This is a genomic window from Carboxylicivirga litoralis, assembly GCF_025499605.1.
Taxonomy (GTDB): domain Bacteria; phylum Bacteroidota; class Bacteroidia; order Bacteroidales; family Marinilabiliaceae; genus Carboxylicivirga; species Carboxylicivirga litoralis.
The window spans coordinates 137244-151297 of record NZ_JAFMVC010000006.1; the positions used below are offsets into that span (position 1 = coordinate 137244).

Sequence of the window (14054 nt, forward strand, 5' to 3'; positions counted from 1 at the left end):
GCATAATAACTAGTATGATTTAATTTTGGATCCATTCATGCCAAGTTAACAATCATTTAATACTTCCATTAATGCCTTATTACCTGCACATTAACCGCATTCGTACATAGTTGACTCATATATCATACAACTTTTTTGACTTTCATCCGTATTCGTAACCATCGGAAATCAAACAGGGGTGAATAGCCTGTTTAAAAATATCGATAAGGGGAATCTTAAGTGTTTAATTTATTCCGAATAAAGTAGGAAAATAAAAGTATGTTGTATGCAACTAAGTAGCATTCGATCCAAGATATTATTGTCTTTTGGATCTGTGGTTTTTATGGTGATTGCAGCCATAAGCCTGACCTTCTATTACACCGTAAGTGATCGGTTAACAGAAAACATCAGAACCCAGCAATTGCATAATTTTGCAGAAGCTTCGCAAAGTGACCTTCGAACAAGCTTCGAAAAAGCAATTGAAACATCGCAAGCCATTGCTAACGATCCAACAATTATGAACTGGTTTAGCGATGAAGAAATGGATGAAAACCTAAAATCGCTCAGCCTAAAAAAATTAGATGATGTCGTTAATGACTTTGGTTATTTGACCTCATTTGCAGTTAATGCTACCACTCACAACTTCTGGTCTCATAATTATCAAAAGCTGGATGTTGTTTCTAAAGACGACCCGGATGATGCCTGGTTTTTCAATACATTAAATAGTCAAAAACGTGTTCAATCGAACCTCGATTATAATCGGGAATTAGATCAAACTGCCCTGTTTATAAATGTTATAATGGGCGATTTAGATCAGCCGCTTGGTGTTGCTGGTGTTGGCATTAACATCGACCAATTGGTAAGTGATCTTACTCAACGTAAATTTAGTGACAACAGCCTGCTGTGGGTTGTTGATAACCAAGGCGTTGTTAAACTTTCACAAAACAACGAAGATATCAATAAAGCCTTAAGTGAAATAGTTGGTGATGCTTCAAAAACTATCCTCAACGATGCCAATAATGGCCTGATTAGTGAATACCCAATCAATGATGTCGCCTATGAACTTGTTTATATGAACATTGGCAATACTGCCCATAAAATAGTGATGTCGGTGCCCACTTACGAATTGGTTAAAATGCTCAATCCAATCCGTAACATCTCGTTTATCATCGGTATTGTTTTCATTATACTTTCATTGGTAACCGCCTACTTTATATCACGTTCACTGGCACAGCCTATTCTTGAGCTAATCAAAATTGCCGACTCCTTATCGGAAGGTGACCTTTCGGTAAAAATCAATGAAGATTTAAAGCAGAGAAATGATGAAATAGGTCAGCTAGCACAGACCTTTGGTCATATGACAGGAAAAATCGAAGAGGTTATTTTACAAGCCAAACAAACTGCTCAATTAATATCTGAAGGCGGAACAAAATTAACCGATTCGGCCAATGAATTATCGAGCCGTTCGATGCAACAGGCCACATCAACCGAAGAGGTATCCGCTTCGATGGAAGAGATGGGTGCCAATATCAGTCAAAATGCAGATAATTCGAAACAGACCGAGCAACTAATGTCGCAAGCCTTTAAAGATACCAGTAACGGAGGTGAAATCGTAAAGAAAGCTGTAGAAGGCATTAAAACCATTGCTGAAAAAGTACAGCTGATTGAAGAGATTGCGATGCAAACCAACATTTTATCACTGAATGCTGCTGTTGAAGCTGCGCGTGCTGGTGAAGAAGGGCGTGGTTTTGCAGTAGTTGCTGCCGAAGTTCGTAAGCTTGCTGAACGAAGTCGTGAGTCGGCCAATGAAATTAGTAACAATGCCACCTCGGGTGTAGAAATCGCTATTAAAGCCGGTGAAATATTTGACAAGCTTGTGCCGGATATTCAGAAAGCTTACAACCTTGTTTCTGAAATATCTGCTGCATCCAATGAGCAAAACGAAGGTTCTAAACAGGTTAACAATGCCATTCTTGAGCTGGATGGCGTTTCGCAAGGCAATGCTGCGGCAGCAGACAAAATATCTGAATTAAGCGAGTCGTTCTCTGAAGAGATCAATAAATTAAATGAAGTGATTGGCTTCTTTAAGGTCAAAGAATAATATATTACACATCCGATTCTTAATAGTGCCTGATCAGTAAATATTGATCAGGCATTATTTTTTCAACTGGGTATTATCCAATGGCAAACCATTTCTTCGCCAGCTAATCAATCCGCCTTTTAATTCATAAACAGTCTTAAATCCAAGACTATCGAGAATTTCTCCTACACGACCTGTCCGTGATTCAAATTCGCAATAAATAAAAATAGTATCGGTTCGGGGAAGTTCTTTTGCCACATCCAACAATTGTTTCTTTTCGGGCAAAGGAATTGCACCCTCAATACGGTATTGCGCATATTTCTCCGAAGGGCGCACATCAAATATCATGGCCTTTGGATGCTTTTGAGTAAGTGAATAAAAAAGCTTGGGACTGACGCGCCTGGGACTTTGAACATCTAGCCTTAGAACACTTAATAGCAGAAAAGAGAATATAATCGAAAGTTTAAGCATAAGATGACTTTATGAAAGCATACGCAAGCAAATGTTAATTGTTTCTGGTTTTAGATGAGTAAAGCGTAAATTATACAACTTAATTATAAATATTTTGCAATACATTTGCTTGCTTTATATTAATCTTAATTTATAATTTATGAGAGTTTTATTATTAACACTTCTGTGCCTTGTGGGCATTGAATCTTATTCGCAATTGAGCGTAAGCGCCAACGTCTCCCAAGATTTTTCTATTGATTACAAGTTTAATGACAAATACAGGGTTGAACTTGGATTTAACGATGGAAAATTTGAAGATTCAACAATTAAAGCAACTTTTAAGGCAGAGTTACTAAAAAAAGATGACTTTGGTGGATATATCGGAGCTGGTTTTGTAGGAACAGACTTTGATCTGGCTTCGATTCCAATTGGTATGGATTTTTACCCATTCGAGAAGAAATCATTTAGCATAGTACTTGAACTTGATAATCAAATTGGAAATTCAAATGTGTATGTCTACGGTAATGTTGGGATACGCTATCGATTTTTAAAATAAACAAAGGCCGGTTAGTTGAACTAACCGGCCTTCTATTACATATCCACTTGCTCCAATCGCGGCTCTATATTCTTTCTAAACTCTGCAATCAACTTGATTCGTGTATCTTTCAGAGCATATTCGAAATTACCCGGACGCATACCTCTAATACCTGTTAAATTATCGGTAAATATCTCGGTTTGCGAATTTAAGTCCTTGATTGAAATCGTAAAATCGGCAAACACAGTAAAAACTGAATACCCTTCTCCTTTGCGCTCATCGCCAGAAACAAAATTAGAGGCAATTTTTACGACGAAATCGGCCTCGCTCATATTATTAGTGAAGGTGAAAAAGTTTTCGTTAAGCTCAGTCTTCAGCATGCCGGTAAACGCACCACTTTCATTTAATTCTCCAAATACCTTCTCTTCACTAATCAGGTAAGCCTTTGATTTCAGTACCTCTATTGCAATTCCTACCGTTGGCATTTGTTTTTGAGGAAAAAACACTTTTAATAAGCGCTTAACTTCCTCATCTGTTTCCGCTTCGGCTACGTGACTAAAATCAAATCCCGCAGTTATTTCCTGCATTTTTCGTTTTGATATAAGTCGGGTTATTGACACCGATGTATAACCATCGAGATTGGTTTTACTTTGCGACGATAAGATACCTTCGCCTTTTGTAAATTGATATTTTAAAGGAAACCCAGCCAGAGGTCGTTTTTCTCCATTATTACCTAAAAATGATGCATTGACACCAATGGGCACTTCCAGCTTTTTAGAAAACTGTATTTGATAGCGCGACTGCACTGGTTCCAATTCAATACGACGGAATACATCCTGAATTGTTCCAAAAACCTTTGTACCGACATTATAAGTTCCATCAACCGTTTTATACGTTAAATCCTCCTGCAAGTGATCTTTTAGACTGACAGCAGCTTTGGCCAAGTAGTTTAAAGCCGAATAGGCATCATAGTTATCAATGGCTTTTTGAGCATCAGACAAGTATGAACCGGCCATCATCTTGGCCTTATCCAATTTCATTTGTTTTGCGCGTGCATATTTTTCCTTGGATAAGCGGGTCATCACCCAATATTCTTTACGGTTTTCCCAGGTTAATACCTCGTAGCCCTCAAGCGTTTGCTCAACCGAAGCCTGCAATTTAGACTCATAAGACTCTTTATATTGATAGTCGGTTTCGATTTTCTTAAGTACTGAATTGGATGAGATATTGACCTGAATCTCGCTACTCATCAGCTTTAACGCTGCCCCGCGTGCACTTTCCCTATACTCGACTGCACTGCCTTGCTTAGGCACCATAGCAATGCCAATGTAATAAGCTGGATCATTGGGGCGCTGCTTTACCCAGGCGGGCTTCTTTTTGGCATCTGCATTTAGAGGCAATAAAAACAAAAAGGCCAGTGCCAGAATAAATCCGGAACCTGCCAGCTTTTTAATCGGGAAAACACCCCTGCATTCCGTCTTCTGTCTTCCGTCTTCTGTCTTACTCCTTTGTTTAATAAGTTTCTTCATACTATTTATGCTTCAGGTTATGTCGTTTAAAATCTGGTCTATTTGTCGAAAAACCACATCGGGTTCAAAACCTCTGGATTGCGCAAACCGGGCTAAAGCTGCCTTTGTTTGCCAAACATCCTTGTTTTTGATTTGCCGCTTTTTACTATGCAATAATTCTGCCAGCTTTTCAATGTAATCCTCTTCATTTATCTGCTCCAAAGCTTCGTCAATCAGTGAAGATGCGATATGTTTACCCCTTAGCTGAAAGCGAATTTTTATGCGTCCCCAGCCATTAAAGCGAAACTTATCGCGCACATAGTAGCCGGCATAACGCTCATCATCGATAAACTTTTCATCAATCAACCACTTGAGCACTTTATCCACCTCTTCTTCAGACAAATCCCAATTTACCAGTTTTTTTTGAATATCGGCGCTGCAATACTCTTTGCGCGAACACAAAGCAGCTGCTTTATTAAGTGCCTGACGGTAATCCATACAGATAAGTTAGATACTTTACTTTACATATACCCCTTTCACATTCACAAACTCCATCATGCCATGGTAGGATAACTCCCGCCCATAGCCACTTTCTTTAACACCACCAAATGGCATACGTGGGTCGGAACGCACAAAATCGTTGACAAAACAACAGCCTGCTTCCAGCTCATATTCAGCAATGTATTTGCCTTTTTCAATGTCTTTTGTAAATACTGCAGCCCCTAATCCAAATACTGTATCATTGGCAATGCGAATGGCATCTGCTTCATCTTTTGCCCGAATCAAGGAAGCCACCGGGCCAAACAACTCTTCGTGATACGCCACCATGCCTTCTTGCACATCGCCAAGCACTGTTGCCGGGTAATAAGCTCCATCGCGATTAGGGATATAACCACCAGTTAATAGCTTAGCCCCTTTACTCACACTGTTTTCTACTTGTCGATGAATATCTTCACGGAAATTTGAACGTGCTAAGGGGCCGATATCTTTACTCTCATCAAACGGATCGCCAAGGGTGATGTCGCGCATTTTATCCGTAAACTTGTTGGCAAATTCTTCATAAACCTCATCTACAATAATAAAACGTTTGGCTCCAATACAACTTTGGCCTGCATTTAAAATACGACCTGCAACACACGCCTCAACGGCAGCATCCAAATCAGCATCTTTTAGTATCAGATACGGATCGCTTCCACCTAATTCCAATACACACTTCTTTAAATATTTACCTGCCGTTGCCGCCACAGCTTTTCCAGCTGGTGTACTACCTGTTAAGGTAACGGCTTTCACCCGCTTATCGCCAATAATTTTCTCAACTTTGCTGCTACGTACCAAAAGCGTTCGGAATACATCTTGAGGAAAACCGGCTTCCACAAACACATTCTCAATTGCCAAAGCACATCCAGGCACATTCGATGCGTGCTTCAATAAGCCAACATTACCGGCCATTAATGTTGGAGCCGCAAAGCGAAAGACCTGCCACAAAGGAAAATTCCAGGGCATAATCGCCAACACCGGACCTATTGGCTGGATAGAAGCGAAGGATTCCTGTGCTTCGGTAGCGATGATTTCATTGGACAAAAATTCAGCACCATTCTCGGCATAATATTCACACACTTTGGCACACTTTTCAACTTCAGTCCGGGCTTCCTTGATGTTCTTTCCCATCTCAACAGTAATGTTAAATGCCAAACCTTCTTGCTTTTCACGCAATACCTGTGCAGCTTTTAACAACAAATCAGCCCTTTTGCTTACTGGTTGTTTACGCCATAATTTATAAGCCTGATAGTTGGCCTCAATGGCATTATCTATTTCATCCGAATGGAATTCTTCGTATTCTCTTATTATTTCTCCGGTTGCCGGATTAATGCTTTTTAAAAACATGATTCTCAGATTATGGTAAGCTCCTTAAAAGTACGCTGAAAAAAATGAACCTAAAAAGATATTTGTCGGGAAATTAACTGCATTATGTCTTATATTGCTATTATTATGCACACAAAATCGCAGCAAATACCATTCATACTTTTTATTACCTTTCTAGCATTTAGCACATTAGCCTCTGGTCAGACAAACCAATCTGACAAACCGCTTTTTTATGGTGCATCGTTATATTATGGCAAATTTCAGGTGCATACCAAATCATTGTACCCTTATAACGGTACCAATCCTTATGGTGTTGAATTTGAAATAAGTCAACTCTTGCTTACCGACAATATTCGCGAAACATTTGGCACTTTTATCAAATGGGGACTTGGCTTGAACTATGTTAACTTTACTCATGAGGACTTAGGTTATTCTATTACAGGACTCGCATATATAGAACCATACATCAAGCCTCGCGGACGCTGGCGTTACTCCATAAAGATTGGCGGAGGCCTGGCTTATATGAGTCATCCATATGATGAAATGAGCAACCCACAGAACCTTACCTACAGCACTCAATTCGCCTTCCCAATATTTGGGGGAGCAAGTGCTTATTATTATTTCAACAAACAACTAGCCATTAAGGCAACAGCCTCGTATCAACATATTTCGAACGGAGGTATCAAACAACCGAACCTGGGGATTAACTATCCTGTAATTGCAATAGGGATGGAATTTTCGAATAACTATTACATGGTTCCACCCAAAAAGAAATTGCGACAGTTTAAAAAAGATAAAAGATTTGATTTGCTGGCAGGTTATTCGCTCAAAGAAGACACTACCAATACCAATAACCTTCAGGTTGCCACATTAATTATTAACCAAAGCTGGCAGGTATCGCGCATTAATGCACTAACACTATCCGGGTTAATTGAATTTCAAGAAATAGGCGACTACCAGGAGAGCATCGATCAATGGAGTATCGCACCACTAGTTGGCAATGAATTTCTACTTGGCAGGTTGCGTTTTGGCCAACAGATTGGACCATATCTTTTAAAGGGAGAAAAGGCACCCAACCAGTTACTGCAAAACTATTATTTACGCTATAAAATAAACGCCCATCTTATGACGGGCGTAAATCTTAAGGCTCACGGACGCGTAGCCGATTATTTATCTTTTCAGTTTGGATTAATGTTTTAGGCATCGCCTACCACACGTGTCCAGCTTACTTTTTTACCAATTAGTGAAAAACCAATATAGCCTTTCACCTGCAACTTATTTGGGTTTCCTTCAAACCACATGTAGCATTTATAAGTATTCCCACTTTTCGGATCGTAAATTGTTCCATTAGTCCATTCCTCATCGTCTTCGTCATACTCAAAGTTCTTCAGCAATTCCAATCCCATTATTTTACGCTGCTTTAACTCTTCATCCGGATTGTGTTTATCCAGCTTATCAGATCCATCCTTTTCTGTTGGGTTCTTTAACCAGATAACCTGACCTTTAAACACTCCTTCTTCTGTCTGCGAAATCTGAACTTTCGAATCCCCATCCTGCGTTAACCAGGTGCCAACTACTTTGGTGTTTTTCTGCCCAAACATCGTCAAAGACAACAGCATTAACGCCAGGCTTAATAAGTATTTCTTCATATTCAAAGCATTATCATACAACCTATTCAAAAAAACAATTGGTCGGCAATATAGTAAAATAAGCTGAAAATTAAGGAACCGGATCGTGCCCATGTCCACCCCAGGGGTTGCAGCTTAAAATACGTTTAATAGATAAGTACAAACCTTTGAACGGGCCGTGTTTTTTAAGTGCTTCGATGGTATATTGCGAGCAAGTTGGCGTATAGCGACACGAAGCACCCAACACAGGAGAAATAAACCATTGGTATAATTTTACCGGAATCAGCAAAAGAGCAACCAGACCACTTCGCAGAATTGAAATCAATTGTTTGATGAATCGTATGACAATTCTATCCTTCATTGCTCAAATCATTAATTACTTTTTTTAAGGCTTTCTTCATCCCTTTTTCAACAGATGCATAATCTAACATATCGGTTGGCAAATAGATAAAAGCAACTGCCAATTTCACATCCTTTTCATGTAAGGCAGCTATAAATGACGCTTTATTTAAGCGATAGGCTTCGCGGGTTAAACGTTTTAACCGATTCCGTTTGTAGGCGCGTTTAAAGCGTTTTTTCGACACACTAACTAAAATCTGAGCATTGCCTTGCTCCTCAGGACTAATGGGCATAAAACTTACCCGAAATGGATATTTTACAAACGATTTCCCTTTTGTAAACAGCTCCTGAATAGTCGTGCGACTACACAGGCGTTCGTTCTTATTAAAGGTAAATCGTTGTTGTTCCATCCTATTAAGATAAAAAAATCCTCTCTGCCAATGACAAAGAGGATTCATCAGCCTCGGGCTGCTTGTATTATTTTTGTCCTTTGTTAAACTTCTTGATGTATTGCTCCAAAGCCATTGTCATAGACGGTGCTTGCGGCATTGGTGCCTGAATGTCAAGACGTAAACCAGCATCTTTCACTGCTTTGGCAGTAGCTGGTCCGAATGATGCTATTTTTGTCTCGTTCTGAACAAAATCAGGGAAATTCTGCATTAGCGATGCTATCCCTGATGGGCTAAAGAACACCAACACATCGTAGTTAACGTCTTTTAAATCGCTCAGATCACTACTTACAGTACGATACAAAATGGCTTTTGTATATTTCACTTTTGCTTTATTCAGCAATGTTGGTATTTCTTGCTTATGAATATCAGAAAGAGGTACTAAGAAGCTTTCGTCTTTGTGTTTCTTAACCACATCAGCCAAGTCGGCAAACTTACCAGTCGAATGGAAAATCTTACGCTTACGATACACAATGTACTTTTGCAAATAGAAGGCTGTTGCTTCCGAGATACAGAAATACTTCATCGTATCCGGCACAGTCACACGCATTTCTTCTGCAATGCGGAAGTAATGATCAATGGCTGTTCTACTTGTAAAAATAACCGCTGTATGGTCAAGAATATTAACCTTTTGCGTTCTAAACTCCTTTGCAGGAACCGCTTCTACCTGAATAAAAGGTCTGAAATCAATTTTCAGATTGCTTTTTTCAGCCAAATCAAAGTAGGGAGATTTGGGTGTTGAGGGTTTGGGTTGTGAAACCAGGATTCTTTTAATCTTCAATGTACTTCAATTTAAATTCAACTAAACCTTTACCTCATTTACTATTCCCTAGTATATCATTACCTTAATAAGTATTGACAAGGGTAAAATTTCTAGGGCACAAAAGTACAAAAACATATAAAAAATTGAAAGCGGGCTATGTAAAATAATTTTTGCCCCCCGAAGTAATTGAACCACATACATGATTAGAAACAGCGCCAGCCCTGCTTTTAAAAGGAATGTAGCAGTTAATACATCCACAAAAGGAACCACTGCCACAATGGGCAAACAGGCCATTCCAAACACCTTACTCAACATATTGGCGTTAAATAAATACTCTTTTGTCGGTTGTTGAACATCAAAAACCGATGCTACAAACAGGTAAAAAACGTTTTTTATGAAGAAATAAGAAATGACAGCTGCTATTACCAAAAGGAAAAAAACAAACGAACTGACTTGTTGCGGACTCTTTCCTGCTATATGAGCAAATTCAAACAACATCATGGAGGTTGAAAGAAAAAATAAACAAGTTAGTGCCACTGATGGTTTTTGATTTTGCAGGTTTCCACTTGAAAACAATTTAGTGGCCGATTGTTGGTAACGGATGGATGAAAATAGTTCGCTTAAATATTTCCCTGCTGAAAGTTTAACAAAACCAGCAATGATTATTGCCAACAATATAAAACCTGACAACCACTCTTTAGAGCCATCAAATGGTGCACTTTTACGGGCAACAACCGGAGGGGAAGGTACTACTACTTCGGGCTTTGTTTCTTCTTTAACAACATTTTCCGGCCTCGGCTCTACTGGAGCTATTTCCTCTGCTACAACATTAACGTCACTCGCACTAACTTGTGTCACCTGATTGATGACCTGGTCACTTTTTTTAAGATTAAAATAAATGGAGTCTTCAACTGACCAGGTGCGATAGACTACCTTTTTCGGCTTTACCACTTGCTGTGTTTGCAGATGGCGAGGCTCTTTGATCTCCAACTGCTGAATTGGGGTACGCAGACTCGTGGCTGTTGACAAACTATCTTTGTTAACAACCTGCTGGTTTTCTACGCCTTGTACTTGCTGATATGTCAATGCTGTCTCCCCCATCGAAAGCAATTTCAACAAAAGTAACTAAAATTGTCAAGGTTTTATACTTACTCCTTACTTCACAGCGGCAAACTTCAAGGCGTCAGCACTCCAACTGGGCACTTGCTCTATTGCATCACACACCTCTGCAGCCGAATCAACCACATGCCATAATGCCCGGTGTTCTTCGCGCATAAAATCTTCATCAATCATTTTTTCAAGAGCCTGAACAAGTGGTGTAAAATATCCTTTTGTATTTACAATGATAACCGGATGCTGAACCTGGCCTAATTTCTTTAGCGATAAAACCTCAAATAATTCTTCATAAGTCCCAACACTCCCGGGAAGCACAACAATGGCATCGCTTTCATTGATTAAAAGCTTTTTACGTTCTGCCATATCTTCCACATGAACCATGTCCTTAACGCCTTTATGTTCCCACTCCACTTCAACCATAAAATGTGGAATAATCCCTTTAACTCGCCCATTAAGTTCCAAAGCCCGATTAGCCAAACTTCCCATCAAACCAACTGCGCCACCTCCATAGACAATACCATAACCTGATTTTACCAATTCTTCAGCCAATAAGGCTGCTTCATTCATGTATACCTCATCCACTTTGGGGCTCGATGCACAAAATACAGTAACATTCTTCATCTAAAATCAATTTAAGTCCATAACAATCAGGCCGAATCACCAACACACCACATGGCCCCTCCCAACAGAATAACATCTTTCAGTATGCTTTGTCCGAGTTTTGACAACTCTGGAAAACCGTATGGAGCCTGCCAGACATATGATGATGTAAAAAGCGTTGAAACGCTTATCAATAAAATAACAGTTGCGGCAACTCCTCCCCAAAACGACACTTTTCGTGCCACCGGTTTAAGCGCTATTAAAACACCAATTATCATTTGCAGATAGGCCAGCATTTGAGAAAAAGCATACGACGTGATATACTTTAACATCCAGCTAAACATAGAGGAGTTTGACAATACTTGCTTTAAATAATCAGCCTCACTATTTCGTAATTTCATTAAGCCCAGCCAGATAAAAGTAATGGCTAAACCATAGCGTAATATAAATTGACCAGCCGTTTTAAATGTTTTGGCAATCATATACTTTTCATTTTAGAAGATGGAAATTCCTGTTTTGGTGGTAAACAGCTCCAAGGCTTTAACACCTGTCAGCGAATTACCGTGTTTGTCTAAACCCGGACTCCACACACAAATGGATAACAAACCCGGGATAATGGCAGCTATGCCACCTCCTACTCCACTCTTACCCGGCAATCCTACTCTGAATGCAAAATCACCAGCCGCATCATAAGTACCACAAGTGAGCAAAAGCGAATTGATGCGCTTGGCCTGGCTCGCTGTTAAATATCTTCGCTTGCTAATTGGATGAATACCATGGTTGGCCAAAAACAGAAAAGCACGGGATACATCTTCACAGCTCATCGACAAGGAACAGTGACCAAAATAAAAATCCAATACTTCATCAACATCAGACTCAATATTGCCATAGCTTTTCATAAAATGAGCCAGTGCAGCATTGCGGTGACCAAATGCTTTTTCGGAACGAAACATGGCATGGTTCATTTTAATGTCTTTATTGCCAGCCAGCTCTCTAATGAAATTGATAATGGTATTTAGTGAATCTTCGGTATGGCTTACAACACAATCGGCCACAACTATGGCTCCAGCATTGATAAAGGGATTCCGTGGCTTTCCATTTTCATTTTCTAACTGAATCAGCGAGTTGAAAGGATTACCAGAAGGTTCTTTCCCAACCCGTTTCCACAGATCATCCTGAAGAATAGAAAAGGCCTTGGTTAAACTAAACACTTTTGAGATACTCTGAACCGAGAATTTCATTTGTGCATCGCCGCAAGTATATTCGCGACCATCAAGCAAGCTAACTGATATTCCAAAAGAGTTACTATCCACATTTGCCAGTTCTGGTATGTAATCTGCTACTTTACCATGCTGCAATAATGGTTTTACCTCATCAGTAATCTGATTAATAACCAATTGCCAGTCAGTATCCTTCAAATTCACATCAGTCATTAGCTTATTTCCTCTTGCTAAATGGAATATGATACTCTAGTGTGTATGTAAATCCCATGTTTGTTGTGCGATCCCTTCTCCCGTAACCTGGTATTGAATAGGGTTCTAATTCATTTTCCGTGCCCACATTAACAATCGTACGAAATCGAACAGACCATCCCATGTAAAAATTCTTGATTATCTCAGAGCGCAAACCAAAAACAAACTCAGCCCAATGCGATCCCACCGTTGACGAACCTAATGAATTGGTTACATCGCCCCAGTAGTCTTCTTTTACAACATAGCGAGGGCAACTTTGCTCCTGAACAGCCACGCCATATCTGAAACCCAATAAAATATTATCGTTATTGCCTATCTCTTCAACGCGAAACAGGTTATAATCGATTCCGGTCCTGATAAAACTACCATCTGAAGTATAGGTCATTTTATCATTGTCCAAATCCACATTTTCATATCCTAGTTCGGCGGCAATTTGCCACTTACGGTTGATGGTATAACGCGCATTAGCCTCCACGCCAAACCGCTCATCAGAAAAAATATGATTAATAAATGGTGCCAGATCAATTCCAATAGATAAACCAGGATTACCTTTATTAGCCAGCTTTTTCTCCTCTTTTGTCATTTCCTTACCCTGTTGCGCAAAACTGCTCAACGAACAAACCAACAAACTAAGGCTCAATATATATTTTAACATTTTCAAGAGTTTCGTTATACAATACATCCGGGTAGCTAATAACAATCGAATCAATTAAATTGATGGTGTATAGAACCGTATCTAATTTCAGATTATAAGAGAACCCACATTCTCCCGATACATAATTCAAATGACGTTCGTAAACAAAAACCATTGTATCCCGTAAGTCACTTGGTCCTGTTTTCTCGCGCAGCACAATGCTTGTTGTATCCCTGTCCAAATCAGTAGGTATATACATGCCTGAAACATTTGCACTATCAATTAATACTTCTTTTGCAATTTCAGTACCTGCCTCTAAACCCCACAAATACACACCGGTTAATGTTGTATCACTTTCTTCACCCGATGCGGCTGAGTATAACCCGGCCTGAATGGCATTTTGCCCCGACAAACATAAATCGCTTTCATCACAGGCGGCCATGTATACAAGAAGAGATACTAAAAGTGGCAGTCCAATCCATTTTGTTTTCATTCTAAAAGCTTTGTTACAAAAATAACAGGAAGGAATAAGAAAGAAGTGAACAAGACGAAAAAATATTATAAAAAATAAAAGTGTCCTTAATGTACGAATTCGAACAGATTATTGTTCATTAACGAACAATCGCCAGCAAGCTCTC

The 14054-nt window shown here is 39.4% G+C and carries 17 protein-coding genes; 3 read left to right on the forward strand and 14 right to left on the reverse strand.

What is annotated here, in order from left to right; all coding sequences use genetic code 11:
• Window positions 1–265 precede the first annotated feature (265 nt).
• Entirely contained in the window at window positions 266–2080 is a 1815-nt protein-coding gene (locus tag J1N10_RS08140; protein WP_262326196.1) for a methyl-accepting chemotaxis protein, read from the forward strand.
• A 54-nt stretch (window positions 2081–2134) separates the two neighbouring features.
• On the opposite strand, the gene J1N10_RS08145 is transcribed toward J1N10_RS08140, so the two are convergent.
• On the reverse strand, window positions 2135–2530 hold the full coding sequence (locus tag J1N10_RS08145) for a rhodanese-like domain-containing protein (RefSeq protein ID WP_262326197.1): 396 nt from the start codon (window positions 2528–2530) through the stop codon (window positions 2135–2137).
• Between the two features lie 139 nt (window positions 2531–2669).
• Between J1N10_RS08145 and J1N10_RS08150 the strand changes: the two genes are divergently transcribed.
• A complete protein-coding gene (locus tag J1N10_RS08150; protein ID WP_262326198.1) occupies window positions 2670–3065 on the forward strand; it encodes a hypothetical protein in 396 nt (131 codons plus the stop codon).
• 35 nt (window positions 3066–3100) lie between these two features.
• On the opposite strand, the gene J1N10_RS08155 is transcribed toward J1N10_RS08150, so the two are convergent.
• The 3 genes from J1N10_RS08155 to J1N10_RS08165 are packed head-to-tail and all read right to left on the reverse strand — an operon-like array spanning window position 3101 to window position 6436.
• The gene (locus tag J1N10_RS08155; protein ID WP_262326199.1) at window positions 3101–4573 is read right to left on the reverse strand and encodes an LPP20 family lipoprotein; all 1473 of its coding nucleotides are present in this window, start codon (window positions 4571–4573) and stop codon (window positions 3101–3103) included.
• 12 nt (window positions 4574–4585) lie between these two features.
• Window positions 4586–5050, reverse strand: coding sequence for a regulatory protein RecX (locus tag J1N10_RS08160; RefSeq protein ID WP_262326200.1), 465 nt, complete (start codon window positions 5048–5050; stop codon window positions 4586–4588).
• Between the two features lie 18 nt (window positions 5051–5068).
• On the reverse strand, window positions 5069–6436 hold the full coding sequence (locus tag J1N10_RS08165) for an NAD-dependent succinate-semialdehyde dehydrogenase (RefSeq protein ID WP_262326201.1): 1368 nt from the start codon (window positions 6434–6436) through the stop codon (window positions 5069–5071).
• Between the two features lie 105 nt (window positions 6437–6541).
• Between J1N10_RS08165 and J1N10_RS08170 the strand changes: the two genes are divergently transcribed.
• Window positions 6542–7615: an acyloxyacyl hydrolase gene (locus tag J1N10_RS08170; protein WP_262326202.1), complete on the forward strand. Its 1074-nt coding sequence runs from the start codon at window positions 6542–6544 to the stop codon at window positions 7613–7615.
• On the opposite strand, the gene J1N10_RS08175 is transcribed toward J1N10_RS08170, so the two are convergent.
• From J1N10_RS08175 to J1N10_RS08220, 10 genes are all read right to left on the reverse strand, one after another.
• Complete coding sequence (locus J1N10_RS08175; RefSeq protein WP_262326203.1) at window positions 7612–8064, reverse strand: DUF2147 domain-containing protein; 453 nt, start codon at window positions 8062–8064, stop codon at window positions 7612–7614. The two genes, J1N10_RS08170 and J1N10_RS08175, sit on opposite strands and share 4 nt — an antisense overlap.
• Before the next feature lie 70 nt (window positions 8065–8134).
• The gene (gene yidD / locus J1N10_RS08180; protein WP_262326204.1) at window positions 8135–8404 is read right to left on the reverse strand and encodes a membrane protein insertion efficiency factor YidD; all 270 of its coding nucleotides are present in this window, start codon (window positions 8402–8404) and stop codon (window positions 8135–8137) included.
• Window positions 8394–8792 carry a ribonuclease P protein component gene (rnpA, locus tag J1N10_RS08185; RefSeq protein WP_262326205.1) on the reverse strand — a complete coding sequence of 133 codons (399 nt, stop codon included), beginning with the start codon at window positions 8790–8792 and terminating at the stop codon, window positions 8394–8396. The genes yidD and rnpA overlap by 11 nt, the downstream gene beginning before the upstream one ends.
• 67 nt (window positions 8793–8859) lie before the next feature.
• Entirely contained in the window at window positions 8860–9612 is a 753-nt protein-coding gene (locus tag J1N10_RS08190; RefSeq protein WP_262326206.1) for a uroporphyrinogen-III synthase, read from the reverse strand.
• 48 nt (window positions 9613–9660) lie between these two features.
• Entirely contained in the window at window positions 9661–10695 is a 1035-nt protein-coding gene (locus J1N10_RS08195; RefSeq protein ID WP_262326207.1) for a DUF4271 domain-containing protein, read from the reverse strand.
• A 54-nt stretch (window positions 10696–10749) separates the two neighbouring features.
• A complete protein-coding gene (locus J1N10_RS08200; RefSeq protein WP_262326208.1) occupies window positions 10750–11331 on the reverse strand; it encodes an LOG family protein in 582 nt (193 codons plus the stop codon).
• Window positions 11332–11357: 26 nt separating this feature from the next.
• Window positions 11358–11792, reverse strand: coding sequence for a DUF417 family protein (locus tag J1N10_RS08205; protein ID WP_262326209.1), 435 nt, complete (start codon window positions 11790–11792; stop codon window positions 11358–11360).
• Window positions 11793–11804: 12 nt separating this feature from the next.
• Window positions 11805–12743, reverse strand: a complete 939-nt coding sequence (locus J1N10_RS08210; protein ID WP_262326210.1) for a glutaminase — start codon at window positions 12741–12743, stop codon at window positions 11805–11807.
• A gap of 4 nt (window positions 12744–12747) precedes the next feature.
• Complete coding sequence (locus J1N10_RS08215) at window positions 12748–13437, reverse strand: DUF6048 family protein (RefSeq protein WP_262326211.1); 690 nt, start codon at window positions 13435–13437, stop codon at window positions 12748–12750.
• Window positions 13412–13909, reverse strand: a complete 498-nt coding sequence (locus J1N10_RS08220; RefSeq protein ID WP_262326212.1) for a DUF6452 family protein — start codon at window positions 13907–13909, stop codon at window positions 13412–13414. Before J1N10_RS08220 ends, J1N10_RS08215 begins: the two co-directional genes overlap by 26 nt.
• Between the last annotated feature and the right edge of the window lie 145 nt (window positions 13910–14054).

Coding starts and splice junctions, on each gene's coding strand:
- J1N10_RS08140 (WP_262326196.1), top strand. CDS start 266: ATGCAACTAAGTAGCATTCGATCCAAGATATTATTGTCTTTTGGATCT.
- J1N10_RS08145 (WP_262326197.1), bottom strand. CDS start 2,530: ATGCTTAAACTTTCGATTATATTCTCTTTTCTGCTATTAAGTGTTCTA.
- J1N10_RS08150 (WP_262326198.1), top strand. CDS start 2,670: ATGAGAGTTTTATTATTAACACTTCTGTGCCTTGTGGGCATTGAATCT.
- J1N10_RS08155 (WP_262326199.1), bottom strand. CDS start 4,573: ATGAAGAAACTTATTAAACAAAGGAGTAAGACAGAAGACGGAAGACAG.
- J1N10_RS08160 (WP_262326200.1), bottom strand. CDS start 5,050: ATGGATTACCGTCAGGCACTTAATAAAGCAGCTGCTTTGTGTTCGCGC.
- J1N10_RS08165 (WP_262326201.1), bottom strand. CDS start 6,436: ATGTTTTTAAAAAGCATTAATCCGGCAACCGGAGAAATAATAAGAGAA.
- J1N10_RS08170 (WP_262326202.1), top strand. CDS start 6,542: ATGCACACAAAATCGCAGCAAATACCATTCATACTTTTTATTACCTTT.
- J1N10_RS08175 (WP_262326203.1), bottom strand. CDS start 8,064: ATGAAGAAATACTTATTAAGCCTGGCGTTAATGCTGTTGTCTTTGACG.
- yidD (WP_262326204.1), bottom strand. CDS start 8,404: ATGAAGGATAGAATTGTCATACGATTCATCAAACAATTGATTTCAATT.
- rnpA (WP_262326205.1), bottom strand. CDS start 8,792: ATGGAACAACAACGATTTACCTTTAATAAGAACGAACGCCTGTGTAGT.
- J1N10_RS08195 (WP_262326207.1), bottom strand. CDS start 10,695: ATGGGGGAGACAGCATTGACATATCAGCAAGTACAAGGCGTAGAAAAC.
- J1N10_RS08200 (WP_262326208.1), bottom strand. CDS start 11,331: ATGAAGAATGTTACTGTATTTTGTGCATCGAGCCCCAAAGTGGATGAG.
- J1N10_RS08205 (WP_262326209.1), bottom strand. CDS start 11,792: ATGATTGCCAAAACATTTAAAACGGCTGGTCAATTTATATTACGCTAT.
- J1N10_RS08210 (WP_262326210.1), bottom strand. CDS start 12,743: ATGACTGATGTGAATTTGAAGGATACTGACTGGCAATTGGTTATTAAT.
- J1N10_RS08215 (WP_262326211.1), bottom strand. CDS start 13,437: ATGTTAAAATATATATTGAGCCTTAGTTTGTTGGTTTGTTCGTTGAGC.
- J1N10_RS08220 (WP_262326212.1), bottom strand. CDS start 13,909: ATGAAAACAAAATGGATTGGACTGCCACTTTTAGTATCTCTTCTTGTA.